General features: G+C 46.3%; 7 protein-coding genes. All 7 read right to left on the bottom strand.

Annotation, left to right across the window (positions count from 1 at the left end; translation table 11 throughout):
- Positions 1 to 226: 226 nt before the first annotated feature.
- Positions 227 to 1408 (bottom strand): Gfo/Idh/MocA family protein, encoded by a 1182-nt coding sequence (locus tag J2Z66_RS29470; protein WP_209976342.1) that lies wholly within the window; start codon positions 1406 to 1408, stop codon positions 227 to 229.
- Positions 1408 to 7038: a discoidin domain-containing protein gene (locus J2Z66_RS29465; RefSeq protein ID WP_209976341.1), complete on the bottom strand. Its 5631-nt coding sequence runs from the start codon at positions 7036 to 7038 to the stop codon at positions 1408 to 1410. The genes J2Z66_RS29470 and J2Z66_RS29465 overlap by 1 nt, the downstream gene beginning before the upstream one ends.
- Before the next feature lie 127 nt (positions 7039 to 7165).
- On the bottom strand, positions 7166 to 8728 hold the full coding sequence (locus J2Z66_RS29460) for an ABC transporter substrate-binding protein (RefSeq protein ID WP_209976340.1): 1563 nt from the start codon (positions 8726 to 8728) through the stop codon (positions 7166 to 7168).
- Between the two features lie 153 nt (positions 8729 to 8881).
- On the bottom strand, positions 8882 to 10276 hold the full coding sequence (locus J2Z66_RS29455; RefSeq protein WP_209976339.1) for a DUF6259 domain-containing protein: 1395 nt from the start codon (positions 10274 to 10276) through the stop codon (positions 8882 to 8884).
- 32 nt (positions 10277 to 10308) lie between these two features.
- The gene (locus J2Z66_RS29450; protein WP_209976338.1) at positions 10309 to 12642 is read right to left on the bottom strand and encodes a helix-turn-helix domain-containing protein; all 2334 of its coding nucleotides are present in this window, start codon (positions 12640 to 12642) and stop codon (positions 10309 to 10311) included.
- A gap of 26 nt (positions 12643 to 12668) precedes the next feature.
- The gene (locus J2Z66_RS29445; RefSeq protein ID WP_209976337.1) at positions 12669 to 13550 is read right to left on the bottom strand and encodes a carbohydrate ABC transporter permease; all 882 of its coding nucleotides are present in this window, start codon (positions 13548 to 13550) and stop codon (positions 12669 to 12671) included.
- Between the two features lie 33 nt (positions 13551 to 13583).
- Positions 13584 to 14507, bottom strand: a complete 924-nt coding sequence (locus J2Z66_RS29440) for an ABC transporter permease (RefSeq protein ID WP_245375940.1) — start codon at positions 14505 to 14507, stop codon at positions 13584 to 13586.
- Between the last annotated feature and the right edge of the window lie 478 nt (positions 14508 to 14985).

Genomic DNA, 14985 nt, shown 5'->3' with positions numbered 1-14985 from the left:
GCAAATTGATAAGGTCCCTCCGGTGTATCCGAGGATGCCCGGACGATCTCGCAATTAAACAGCCACTGATGACCAAACCCCAGCTCCTTGCGCCATCTCGAAGCAAATAGATGATAACGTCCATCCTCTCCCTTGATAGCTGAGCCGCATCAAATGTAATAATCCTCCATTTGGAATCCGCCATTCCGAGGTGCCGGAAGGATCCTGCTGTGAATAGGATTGGCCACTAGTTATCCCTCTCCTCCTGAAGCTTGTATGAATAGCCATCTTGCTTAGCCAGCCATTTAATCTCCTGATAGGTATTGGTAATGGAAGCCTCTTTCGCTTTCAAGCACATCAGGACACTTATCAGCCCCGCATCCAGTGGAGTCTTGGAGCGCCCGCCCTGCATCATTTCAATAAAGTTTTCACATAGTATAACATCCCCTCCTCCGTGTTCATCCCCGGAAGAGGAAATATCGTGGATTTCGACATGATCTTCATGATGCATGAACACCTTGATCTGGCTCGTAAAATAATCGAACTCCATCGTGCCTTCAACACCAAGGAAGCGAAAGGTGCGGGCACCTGCTTTTTTGCGGACATAGAAGTTCTGAGAATATACAGCATGCATGCCGCTTTCGTACTCAATAATGGCGCTTCCGGAATCCTCATTCCCCGTATCCACTGCAAAGCAGCACATGTCATGATGGGCAGGCTCGCCGCGCAGCCGATGCAACGTTGCACTTTCTGGGCAGCTGTACTGCTCCTCACAATTCCCGCATTTCAGTTTAGCCGGCTTATTCCCTTTGAATACTTGTTTAGCTTTCATCGCGCACAATTGTGTGGGCTGCAGACCAAGCATGAAATTTATCATATCAAAATCATGGGTCGCCTTCTGGAGAAATAATCCTCCTGTTTCATTCTCGTCCCGGTACCAGCCTTGAAAATACACATTGCCATAGCTGACATTATTAATAACTTGAACATGCTCGATAGCTCCGAGCCTTCCGGAATCCAGAATTCTCTTGGCTGCCCGGCCAAGGTTGCTGAGCCGAAGCGAGAATGGAACCGCTACTTCGGTTCCTGAGCTTTCATACGCTTGCTTTAGCGCCAGCAAATCTTCCATGTTTGTGGCAACCGGCTTCTCCAGAACCAGAGGGATTCTTCTCTGCAGTACTTTTATCGCCATCTCGGTATGGAGCGAGCACCGGGTGCCAATGATAACACCATCAAGCTGTTCTTTATCCAGCATTTCATCCACATTTTCGTACAAATTAGGTGTCAGACTTCTTTCCTGCAATGCTGCCTGGACTGTATCCAAATTCGTGTCATTAATGGCCGTCAAGCGAATATCCCGGTTCAATTTCAACAAGATGTCACTGATACACCTTCCCCGGTTTCCATAGCCAATTACTGCAATATTCATTATCTAACAACTCCTTGATCCAGTAGAAATACAGCTTCAGCTCTTGTCGCCTCTGCTAGCGGTGCGAATAAATGATTGTCTCTGCCCTGCATAAGCCCAGCCTTGAAGACCGTGGCAACATAGGGAACCGCCCACAAGGGAATGAGATCTTTATCGGCAAACGTCAGTGCATATGGCTCCGTTATGGGAAGCTTCAACGCTTTTGTCAATATCGCCGCCATCTCGGAACGGATAATTTTGTTATTCGGGTAGAACTTGCCGTCGCTGTATCCGTCAATAATTCCGGCATCTACAGCAAGTGCGACAGAATGCCTCGCCCATTCCGGAATTATCGATGAGTCTGTAAAGGTGAGTTTTTTAGGCCCGGACTCGGGCTTGGCATCAGACTCGGACTTAGGCTCGAGCTCAGACTTGGGCTCAACCTTTGCCCCAGACTCGGCCTCCAGCTTTAATGCGCGCATCAGCAAAGTCACGAATTCAGCACGGGTAATCGCAGCATTCGGACGGAACGTTCCATCCGGATACCCATTCACAATTCCGCGTTCGAGCGCTCTGGCAATGGCCGCGGCAGCCCAGTGAGCGGCTGGTACATCTTTGAGCGTTCCACCTTTAGGATTGTCTTTTACAGCATTCGGAGATTGCTCCGTCGGCTGCTTGACCTCTTCCCCATTTGTTTCCTGCTTTGGCCCAGGAGAAGGAACCGGAGAAGGACTTGGCGATTCCACATGAGGCTCAGGCCGGGAACCGGGAGTCGAATCTGTTATAGCTACAGTGAAGCTCCGGGCAGGCCCCGCGCTGAAGCGGAAGAAAAGGGGCACTTCTGATCCTGTCAAGCTTGAAAGATATTGTTTCTTGAGCGTAACTACATCACCATTGATTGTATAATCCACATTAAGCGTCAGCTCATCCTCGCCATTGGCAATACTGGTTAAGGTTTGCCCATTCAAGAACAGGCTTAGTTCCAGATCTGCCGCATGGGCAATATTTTTGTCAAAGGATGCATTTGTCGGCGTAATCGTTGGATCTATTGGCGTTTCCATGTACACTTCAACTTCGTTTAGTAACATCATCGAGCCTGCCTGTCCGGGACCATCGGGTTTAATCGCTCTGATCTGGATATAACGAAAGTCTGCTGCCGGAATCCGTGAAGCAAAGCTTCCACCCGTGAAGTTTTGAATGTGGGCGATTGTTTCGTAGCTCTGACCGTCAACCGACCCTGCAATTTCAAATTCTGTCGCATAGTTGGCTTCGTGCATATGTCCTTGAATCAAGCTGATTTGCCTGACTTCCTCAAGATCCACTTCCCAGTTCCATGCAAACACCATGTTAGAAGCTGCAAAGGTGTTGATGTCCCCATCGTTCGCCTTGTCCGCTTCGCTCCCCGGATGGGTCGTGCTGTCTGCTCCGCCGCTTGTATAAGCTTTAGCCGGCCGGTTCAATGCGTAATTCCCGGAGCGTGTCGTATGAAATCTGACTGTAATCTCCGCTGTATCCGAGTATCCGCCATCAACGCTTGCCGCCGTGATAACAGCAGTACCAGCCTGATTCGCATGCACTACGCCCTCTTGATCAATGCTTGCCACATCTGGATGGCTGGAGGTCCAGACCACCTGCTTGTTTGTCGCGTAAGCCGGTATGACGCTGGCAACCATTGTCGCCGTGTCTCCAATAAGAAGATCCAGGGAACTCTCATTGAGCTGTACCAATTTTACGGAAGTATCCAATTCGTACCCCTGAATATAACCGTCCTCTACAGGGATGCTGTCATCCATACTTATTCTCACTGCAACCTGGCCATACGCATTGCGAATAAGCAGATTTCTATACTTCACCCCGAGCTCTGTGAGCGCAAGATCATTCTCCATGGCCAACAGCCATGCAGAGGCACTTCGGCCTTGCATCGCAGAGGATACCTTCATTGTCCTTTTCAACCACTGATTCTGGCCTTGCCCACTTAGATCGGATGCAGGATTACCAGAGATGTGCCACTGGTCGTACCAACCACCCTGATCCTTTAGTCTCTTTCCGTCAGCCGTCACGATATCTATGCCGCCAATTGCTGCAGCATCGGATAACAGCATGAACTCATACTCCAGCACATCCCCTGCCTTAAAGACATATTCCTGAGAGGACACCTTCTGGTAATAGAAACGATCCGCATCTGTGGAATCTGTTGTTTTTTGATTTACCTCCACCACATTCTCGTGATAAACCTCTACTTCATTTAGCGCCAATTTGGCGTTAAATGCTGGTGTATCGCTTGTGAAGGATATAGCTACCCTTATATACTGGGCATTCCGATCTTCGAAGCGTATCGTCTTCCAGCCGCCGCCGAACGCCGTCACCTCTTCAATATCCGTGAAATCAACGCCATCCACGGAAGTTGAAATCTTCATATCCACATTATTCAGCGGATCTGATATTTCATCCAGCAATAGGCGAATTTGATTCATATTGTGCACAGCACCCAGGTCCAAATTCCAATGCCAGGGATCCTGTCCCACAGAGCGGGCACTTGTAGCCGGATTCCCGTCATTCGCTTTAGCCGCTTCGTGCCCTTGCAGCATAGCTGCATCGGTACCGTCATCCTGCAACGCTTGCGCAGATTGTTCAAGAGCAAGATTGCTCGTGTTGTATACAGCTATTTCAGCAATAGCCATTTGTTTGCCTTCCAAAGGATTTACAGGCGCAGTGGCTACCACCCGCACATAGCGGGCGTTCTGCGGACTGTAGGTCGTATAGCTACCGCCCTCAAAATCGGCAACCTCGCTAACAACACTGTAATTGCTGCCATTCTCGGACACCTCTATCTTAAAATCAGTTGCATAGGCGGTCAGTGGCATCACGACTTTAATCTGATTAAAGTCGGTTGCAAACCCCAGATCTACAGCAGCCTTCCATACGGTTGCGCGAGGCACCTGCGCACACGTGGTTGGATCGTCATCCACAATAGCTTCGTAACCCATCGTTTTGGTCGTTATATTATCGCCGCCAATATAGAAGGCTCTAGCTGGCTTGTTCAGTGCCAGGTTCAATTCAGAAGGTTCATCCTGCAGGTCATTATAAATCTCAAGCTCATAAATGACCATTTGATTGCCGGGCTGATTCGCCCCATCCGGCTTGACCGCAACGATTCTGACAAATCGCGCTTCACTGTCATCGAACGACTCTTCACTGGTTCCACCAGTGAAGCCAACTACGGATTTAATCGTGGTGAAGTTGATCCCGTCATCCGAGATCCGAATATCATACTTGGACGCATAGTAAGCAGGATCCATCTTTACCACAACTCTATTGATATTTTGCACCGATCCCAGATCAACCTGCTGCTGCCACGCGTATTCATGGATTGAAACAGCGTACGTTGCCGGATCACCATCTACGGCGTTCTCCGGATCCCGGCTGGGATGCATATCCGCTTCGCGACCTTCCGGCGAATCATATTGAACTGTAACCTGTTTGTTATAGGCCAGGTTGTCGAGTATGGATTGATTAGTAGTCTCCACCGTTAGGGATGGATTAGCTGATGACAAGTTACAGGCAGCATCTCTTGCTGCTACAGTGAATACATAGCTTTGTCCAGGTTGCAAATTACGCACAGTGAAGGTCGTATCTGTCGTAACCCCTACGACAATATCATCACGCTTAATTTCATAACCCGTAACTGCCGTATTATCTGCAGATGCACTCCACTGCAAAGTCACACTATTGTCAGTCACCGCTGTATCGGTTTCTGCCAGAGAGAATGCTGCAGGAGCATCTGGCGCCTCCGTGTCTGCCGGAATGACTCGCGGATTCAGATCCTGATACGCTTGCTCTAGTCCGGCATTATTTATTATGGATGCCGGAAGTGTTAGTGGATCCTCCACAACCTGATTGCTGAGAAACACTCCGTTCTTGCTGTTGTCATATAGCTTGGCAGATTGATCCCAGAAATTATAGGAAAATAACGTGTTACCTTTATTGTCATTTAAAAACAGATGATTACTGCCCGCAATATCAAATGAGACATTATTGATAATCGTGTTATACCGGCTTTTATTGTCCAAGTATATAGCGCCATGCGTATGGACGTCCGAGATAACGTTTCCTGAAATGAGCTGATTGCGATCAGCAGAGAGCGAATAGATTCCCGCTCCATCAATCAACGTGTGCATGGTGTTCCATATTTTATTGTTAATAATTTTGTTGTTCTCGACGATCGTCGGAATCGTGTACCCGATAGATCCTCCTTCATCGGTTTCCCCCCAGCCCCATCCGATTGAAATTCCGGAATAGGGTAAATCGGTAATTTCATTGTGGGCAATGACCGTATTCCTCGTATATCCCGTCCAGATGCCCACTGAATCGTGATATTCTGCACCTGCTTGAGTAATAAAATTATTTTTAATCGTATTGCGGTCTACTGCCCTGACTTCTACACTCGGATGATAATCCTCCTGCTTCACATCGCCCAGCATGATCGCATTACCTGAAATGTCTCTGAATATATTCCCCTGGATCAGGTTATCTTGTGCCCCGTAATCGATATTCAACCCGACTGCGCCAAGATGTACAAACGTATTCCGTTCAAAGTGAATGTTGCGCCCGCCACTGATCGTTACGCTTGCCGGCATTTTCACATCCGTGTAGGAATATGCGACAGGCGGTGGCTCATTAGGTGACATAAACCCGGCCTGAATATCTCTGAAGCCATACTCGGTATTGGGCTGCAACCATGTTCCATGGGAGAATGTTAATCCCTCAAACACAACATGCTCAAGAGGCTGTTCCAACGTCCCTGTCCCCTTCACCAACGTTTCCAATACAGGTGCTATGACTTCAGCAGTAGACATGTCTTCACCCGTCAGAGGCTTATAGTAGATGAAATGACCTGTCCGGTCCAGATACCATTCTCCCGCTTCACCCAGCAGCTCATAAGCATTTTCAATCCATGTAGGATTGCCCGCTTGCACCGACCTTGTATTGTTCACCATCGTGAAACAGGGCTCATCCACGGTAATCGTGCCATCTGTAATCGCGGCAACGCTGCAGCGGCTTTCCGTCCAGAGCTTACGAAATACTAGTTCGATATCTCCAACATTGCCCCAATCCTTTATCGTCAGATCTGTTGTTGTGTAACCGGTTGCCGTTTTCTGAGCGCCGGGCAATTCTCCGCCTTTGGCCCGTACAGCTCTATGCCCGTTCACATAAAGCTGACGCGTTTCCAAAGAAGCGGCTGCTGGTGCGCGATAAATATTGGCAGCGGTATCGTGCAGCTCCCAGCCCGTGATCACTGCTCCGCCGCTTATCACCGGTGTCTCGCCAGGATAAGCTTTGTAATAAATATCGAAGCCATTGCTTCCTGAATCCGCCGAAAACAATTCGAAGGGTTCATTGAGTGTATAGGTACCGCCGCGCAATAGAACGATAATATCGGAGCTCATATTCTCGTTGAGCGTTCGTACTTTGTCCCTTCCTGCTTCCAGAGAACATGGAACACTGACCTCGCATATAGTTCCGGCTCCATTGGGAGCTACGTATATGTCCACACCAGAAGAAGCCCTTGCTTCCGGCTGACCTACAAAAAAAGCGGAGCAGAGTTCAATGAACAGAGAGAAAACCAGAAGATAAATCAGTTTTTTTCGCATAACAAAATACCCCCTAACAAGATTTGATCGAATCAAACAAAGTAAAAAGAGTGATCGGCAAACATGCGGCCGGCTGCCCGGCCACATATTTCCTATGTTCATTTAACTGTCATTTGGGTCTTACAGCTTAACGGATTTTTTTCCACTCCTCGATTTGCCGCTGCTTCTCTGCAATTACTTTCTCTGCTCCCGCTTTATTTAATTTATCGAGGAATTCGGGCAGCAATTTGTCCGGGTCTGCTGTTCCGCTGAGCAAGGCATCCTTATACTGCGCGTAAACTGCGTTAGTCTGCGCAATCTCTGACTTAATCGGGTCGGGATTAAAGGTGAAGCCTAGCAGAGGTGACGCATCAGCTGTCAGGTTCAACTCCAGTGTTTCCTCCCAGATCCCAACAGCATCCGGTGATGTATAATAGGCATTGAACTGATTGCCGAAGAGCCAATCTGTTACAGGATTATATCCATTGTTATCCTTTACTTTTTCAATGACATTATCTGCTGTTTTGTTGTAGTGTACGCCTTCAATTCCATTGCAAATCAGGTTATATAACTCTTTATCACTATTCATAAGTTCTAGGAACATCATTGCCCGTTCAGGATTTTTGGAGGTTGCGCTTATCCCCGTCATTGTAGCAATGGAACGGTTGGTTGTAATAATCGCTTTACTTAAGGGCTTGAACTTCTGGTCTACGTTCAGCGATGCCTTCGCTTCCAGTTCAACCCCTGGTTTGATTGGCGAACCAATGCCGAAGAGACTGATCTTGCCAGCTTTGGCATCTGCCGCTCTTTCCACACTTGTACGCAGGGCAGCATCTTTCGGGAAATAGCCGGCTTGATACCATTTGCGCATCAATTGAACGAAGCCCTTAAATTCATCTGACGCATATTGATTAAATACTTGTGTCTCCGAATCGTCAAGCCGGATCCAGCCAACTGAGGTATCTTCCCCAATACTGTCCATCTCAAAATAAGGGGGCTGGCGAGTAAAGGGATCAGCATCATCCTTCGCATAATTCAGCGGATCATAAGATTCGTTCCATGCCGCCAGATAGGGCTCCATATCCTCATATTTCTGAACAGCATTCAGATCGATTTTATATTTATCTATATAACTCTGATTAACCTGCAAGCCATAAGGCATCGCAATAATCTGCCAATTGATCGCTCCATAGATCTTTTGGTTCACCCTGGCCGCATTCCAGACAGAATCGGGTACTGCCGCTTTCAAGGTGGGAGCATATTCCGTCAACAAATCATCAAGAGGCAGCAGCGCCCCTTTGGAAACATTCTGGAAATAATTGTTACTCCAAGGAGCTGTAAACATAAGGTCGAAAGTATCGCCTGCTCCAGTCATAACATTCATTTTCTGATCATAAGTTCCCCAATCCACGGGAATCAGCTTAATCTTGGCATTGATCTTGGACTGAACAATTACATTCATGGCGTCCTGCACCATGGCAACATCTTTCATATTCTGCGGTGTGTTAGGAAAATACCAAGTCAGCTCAACCGGATCAAGCTTACCCGCCTCTGTCTCATTAGAACCCGTTTCATTAACCCCTGTTGTACCGCTCTGATTGGTGGCCGCAGGCGATGCCGTGTTTCCCCCCGCATTGTTTCCGCATGCACTAATCAGAATCATCAAGACAAGAAACAAACTTGTGAATGCGATATTGCTTTTCAACCTCATTCTAAGCCCTCCTCTATGTGTTACCAACCCCTGTATCCGATCGGCATGAGCTCATCATACAGTGGCGCAACAGATTAAATAAACGCCAAATCATCTAGTTTTGCTTGAAAACAATACCTTGGAAGGTTTGAAATTTAAACATCTGGCCCTATTCTATAGAGACTGAAGGTAATTCAGGGAAATAGGATCCAATCCCTTTGATCCATCATGCAATCTTACATGCGGAATTCCCCCCATATGCTGCAAATGTTTCTGCGCAGCATAGAAGGCGGCTTCGATACCTTTTGTGCGAAGATATTCATGATTAGTCCATGTATACTTCCCTTCCGATATGGCAGGCAATCCGAGATGTCCATAGAAGGCTACTTCCGGGAATAATTCTTTAATAAGAGGCGACGTGAATGCGGTTAAATCCACATCCAATCCGCACCAAGGCATTCCCCATAATTGAATGAGATTGACTTGGCTGATCAGCTCATCGTTCAACGTTTCTCCTGAAATGATCAATTGAGGCCGCAGCTTGCGGATATGACTCAATATTTGATTTGTTCCTGTCTTATAATCACAGCGTTTGTCCTTAATCTCAAAACCGATCTGGTCCAGCATGATCGCTTGGACATCATACTTGGCCAGGAATGAACTGATTTGCTCCAGCAGGACATTTTGCCACACCAGGTGATCCGGCCTCATGTAGATGAATGGGCTTGTAGGACCAGCCCAGCCTGCCGGTTCCCCGTGTTCATCCCGCAGCTGCATCTCCATCAATTGCTTGTCATCAAAAAGCTGCAGTCCTGGATCGTAACCCCAATAATTCATATGCGGCATGATGCATGCACGCTCCAGTTTCGCTGTCTCCACCATACGGGTAAATCCATATTCTCCGCCCAACTGCTCGCTGGGTTGATAGTTCGGGTAGTCCTTATCATAAGGGCCGCACCAGCCAGGGATATAAATGAGGGTTCCCTCCGCTAATTGACGGGAGGCCAGGTCGTTGATTAAAGCTGTCGCATCGTCAAACCGATGGCTGATTTCTCCACTGGACAGCATCATATCCAGCGTAATAATCCGTTTGATTGGAGCTGTGAACTCTTTATTCACGATTCCTGCAGGCCTGTATGTCCGGTATAAGGCAACACATTCTGCTAAGCTTTCAGCCTGGCCCCATATGAGGACGAGATTCTCTTGGTTCTCTTCGGTTCGCCACACCCATTCCCAGCCGCGCTGACCCGAATAGACCTCCATATCCGTTTTGTCTTCTGGATCAAATAAGGTAAAATAACGGCCTTCATATTCAATGACTCCAATGGGACAGGAATAATGTCCGGGTAATGGCAGTTGTTCATGGTTAAACGTGTGGTCTAAACGTATACCGCTATGAGTAGGCAAATGAAGTGCCAGCTTCGTTATATCCGAGAAACGAAGCGTCAGTTGATTCTGCTCCCTCCATGCTGTTACTTCTGGAACCCCCAGTGGGATGATCGTGCTTTCCAATCCTATTTTCCACATTTGCTTGGTTTCTGCAGCCATTATACTCATACTCATGTCCATATCTTTAGTCCTCCTTGTAGTGGTGAATCAAATTATCGGGAATCTGATTTAATGTTTTTCAGCTTGTATTCACTATAGGTTACGCCATATTTTTTCTTGAATAATGTGTAGAAATATTTTTTATTCTCGATGCCGACCTTTTCCAGAATTTCTGTAAGGGACTGGTCCCCCGATCGAATAGCTTCCATCGCCTTATCCATCCTGACATCCAGCATATAATCAGCAACGGACTGGGAGAGTGTTTCTCTGAATACCTTGCCAATGTACACCTTGGACATATTCATCGTATGAGCGATGCTTTCCAGTGATAAATTACGGTCTGTATAATTCAGCCTGATAAGCTCGATCATCGTATCTACAAGCACTGTACTTCGCTTTTCCTTCTTCGATGCTACAATCTTGGTGATATGGGTAAAAAGCTCAACAAATAAGCGTTCAATCTCGCCAATTGTCTCTAATTGATGAATTTGCTGAATAAAAGCATTGTAATCAACCTCGAAACGATCCAGGCCGTTATCTTCAATTAATTGCAAAGTGTCATATACGGAATAGGTCAAATAATGGATGTTAGACATAACCCGGTCCACAGTGTGATTGCCAAGCTTAGTCATGATTCCGCTGAGAAGAGCTGCTGCTTCCTCCAATTTCCCGTTCACCAGCGCTTCGTACAGCTGCCCATCCTCCTGTGCCGATATTTTATAAGGTTCTGTACTCCTGTCGCTTACGAGGGTTGGCGTTATCAGGGCGCCATGTCCAAATATCAAACGGTAACCCGTGTGCACAAGCACTTCCTCATAGCCTCGATGCATATCCGACATTTCGGGTGAAGCGTATCCAAAAGCGGCTGTAACCGACAAGCTTAAATGCTGCATGCACCAGCTCTGAATTTGTGCGCCAATTTCGGCAATCTTCTCATTATCATCTCCGGACAAGGCCTCTTGGTCCACATTCAAGATAACCACAACCAGATCATTCCCCATATCCACGGTTTCATTCTTGTAATGAGCACCAACCATTTCACTAGCCAAATTACCGATTGAAAAACGAAGCAGCATTCGATCCTTCTCGGAAAACTGCCGCTTGAACTGCTCAAAGTGATCAATTCTAAACGCCATCAACAAATAGGCTTGCGTGGGATCAAGAGCAATCTTATATTTCTTGAACAAGGCAGGCATATTATCTAGGGTTGGCTGCTGCTGCAGCAACATACCCTTCAAAATCTCATGCTTCCGATTGATCATTGTACCTCTCATCGACACATAAGCTTCCGAAATCGTGTTGTTCAGAAAAGCAAGCTCATGCGTTCTTGGTTCGTCAGCTTGAGGGGAAGTCAGCAGTTGACTCGCTTTGCTTACTAATTGTCGAATCGGCGAATACAAACGCCAGGAAAGCAGAAAAGAAGCTAATAAGCCAATGAACAGCAAGCCAAGCACAACCAGGATGGTGGTCTCCCGTGTCTTGCGGATATCCGCTATAATCGTTTCATAGGGAGTAACATGAATGAATTTCCACCCTAAAGAGCCTGTAGAAACATAGTTGACCATCACTTTCGTGTGATCTAAGGTATCCAAAAAATAACCCGTATCTTTATTCATCTGCGCTGCTTTAATCCCGATCCTCTGAGCAAACTCAGTGCTAATTTTACTGTCTCGCGATGTGCTGATGATCGAACTATTCTTGTCAATGACAAAGGTATCCCCTTCTGACCAGGCAGTCTTGGTTTTCATCGCATTCATGATGCTTTGCAAATACTCTCCCTTAATGTTTACAATCACAGCGCCTTCTACAGTGTCGTTACTTGTTACTGTGTCGTACATGATATAGGTAAACACCGGAATGCTGTTTCCCCCGCCTTCTCCTTCCAAGGAATCATGAATGGTCCGCGGAATAGGAACAAGCCGTCCCGGCTTCTGCAATCCAGGGCTCTCCATCATAGCGACGATTTCCTTGTCGTAGAAAGAATCCCTGCTATGCACAGAGCGGTTTCCCGAAGCCAGATAACGCTTCATCTTACTATTGTAAATATAAACCGAATGTACAGAAGAATTTAACTGCATCGAACGATTGATCCGGTCCATCGCACCGATTAATTGCAAATAATCAGGCTTAGTCTGATACATAAGCGGAATTGTATCCACTTCCCCATACATGGACCATGTGAAGTTGTTTGCATTCTCATTCATATGGTCCGCACCATAACTAATTTGCGACAGAAAGATGCTGTTGTTTCTGGTGACCGTCTCCAGAGCGGATCGCTCAAAGCTGAAATACAATACAGCAGATAAAACGATTGTCATTGCTGCAAGAATAATCATAATGTAGACAAGCATTTTTACAAACATACTGGATTGCAATAACAGCTTCACAAGATCAATCCCCTCAATTAAACTAATTATCCTTTAACAGCTCCAACCGTAAGTCCCCGCACAAAATACTTTTGAAAAAACATATATATACATGCAATCGGACCTATCGCCAAAACAGCCATCGCCATTCTTGCCGTTTCAGCCGGAATCCGTAAAAGACCAGCGCTTGCCTGCAAATTGGAAGACATAACCTCAATATTGGTCATCAAAGTCATCAGTAAATATTGCAGCGGCAGTAACTTTCTATCTTCAATAAATAAAAGACCCAGGTACCAATCGTTCCAGTAAATTAAAGAAATAAACAAACCTACAGTAGCCAGCACCGGTGTGGATAAAGGGACAATGATTTTAGAGAAAATGTACAATTCTCCCGCTCCGTCTATTTTAGCTGATTCAATTAAGGAATCTGGAATAGTAGCGAAGAACGTACGCATCAAAAGAACATAAAAAGGCTGCACGAGATAAGGAATAATTAAGGCCCAAATCGTATCTTTTAAATGCAAGTATTGGCTGACTAAAATGTAAAAAGGTACAAGACCGCCATTAAACAGCATGGTGAAAAAAATATAAAATGAGAACGGATTCCGAAATACAAAGTCTTTACGCGACAACGGATACGAAAGTAAAGAAGTGAAACAAAGTGCAGATATAGTTCCCAGCACCGTAACCAAAATAGTAATTTTATAAGAATCGAGCAGCTGCTTGGAGTCGTTCCATATATACCGATACGCGTCTAAGCTGAATTCCTGCGGGATTAAACCGTAGCCATGGAGCGTCAAAGCATTTTCTGATGTGAGCGATGTGGATACGACCAGCCATAAAGGGATGATGCAGATGACCGTAAGCAGGATTAGAGTCAGGTAAAGCACACCTTTTCCTATGGCAGCTTTGATTAGTATACTATGCATTCGTACAACCTCCTATATCCTAAAAACAGTTTTTTAAAAAAGGGCATTGTCTTTGTCCACCTTACGCACAATCAAATTCGACACAAACACAAGAATAAACCCGACAACCGCTTGATAAAACCCGGCCGCAGAAGCCATCCCGAAGTCACCAACCTTCCTTAACATGCGAAACACATACGTATCAATAACATCTGTCGTCGCATACAGCATGCCTGAATCACGTGTAACATTGTAAAACAAACCGAAATCCGCATAAAAAATGCGACCGATTTGCAAGAGCATCATAATCGTGATCACAGGTATAATCAGCGGCAGTGTAATATAAAACACCTGCTGCAATTTAGTCGCTCCGTCCAGCTTGGCCGCCTCGTAATACTCCGTATTGATCCCCAATATGCTGGCCAGATAGATGATGCTCGTGTACCCCGCACTTTTCCACACCGATACAAGCACGAGAATGGCTGGCCAGTAGCCCGGAGATGTAAACCATGAAACCGATTCGATTCCAAAATAGGCCAGGATTTGATTGACGAATCCATCCGTCGTAAGCATGGCATACACAAAATAGCCGACGAGTACCCATGAGAGCAAATAAGGCAAAAAGTAAGAGGACTGAAAAATCGTATTCAGTATTCTATTCTTAACCTCGAACATGAGCAGAGCAAGGGCGACTGACACTATCAAGCCGCAAACAATAAAAAGCGAGTTCAGCATTAACGTATTAAACGTAACGGACCAAACGTCCCTTGTTGCAAACAAAAATTCGAAATTTTTAAAGCCCACCCACTTACTTCCCCAAATCCCGTCTGCGTACCTGAAATCCTTAAAAGCAATCAAGATACCGAACATGGGCAAATAGGAGAAAATCAAAAGAAACAGCATGCCCGGCAGCGTCATCAAAAGGAGCCAGCGGTTTTTTACCACCCTTCTCAGCCTGAACCTCCATGTTGTATTCATCCCCGTCACTCCTTCACCTTATATCTTCAGAGTCTTATGTTACTCTTTTCACAGGAGATTAAAATTACAAATAGGATACTTCTCCCTACAAAAGATAGCTCCACAGGCATAAAATATAAACATTAAGACAAAAAAAACACCTTGCGGCGTCCTTTGATGTGCGTGTTCGTGGCTTGGGTGTGTTGCGGAGGGAATGGCTGTGGGCTCCAGCCGCTGTTAAAGAAAACGCCTTGCGGCGCCCTTTGAAGTGCGCGTTCGTGACTTGAGTGTGTTGCGGAGGGAATGGCTGTGGGCTCCAGCCGCTGTTAAAGATTTGTTCCCTTTATTGGTATAGATGAGGAGGTAGGAACAAATCTTTAAAGGCGGACGCTACCGCTCTTCCTCCCACAGCCATTCCCTGATATGAACGTATCTGTCAACTCCGTAACTCAATCGCCCTAAATTCCTCGGCACGAAGGCAAAAAAGTATACTCGACGG

The sequence above is a fragment of the Paenibacillus eucommiae genome, assembly GCF_017874215.1.
GTDB classification, from domain to species: domain Bacteria; phylum Bacillota; class Bacilli; order Paenibacillales; family NBRC-103111; genus Paenibacillus_AI; species Paenibacillus_AI eucommiae.
This window is presented reverse-complemented; position numbering and strand designations above follow the sequence as displayed.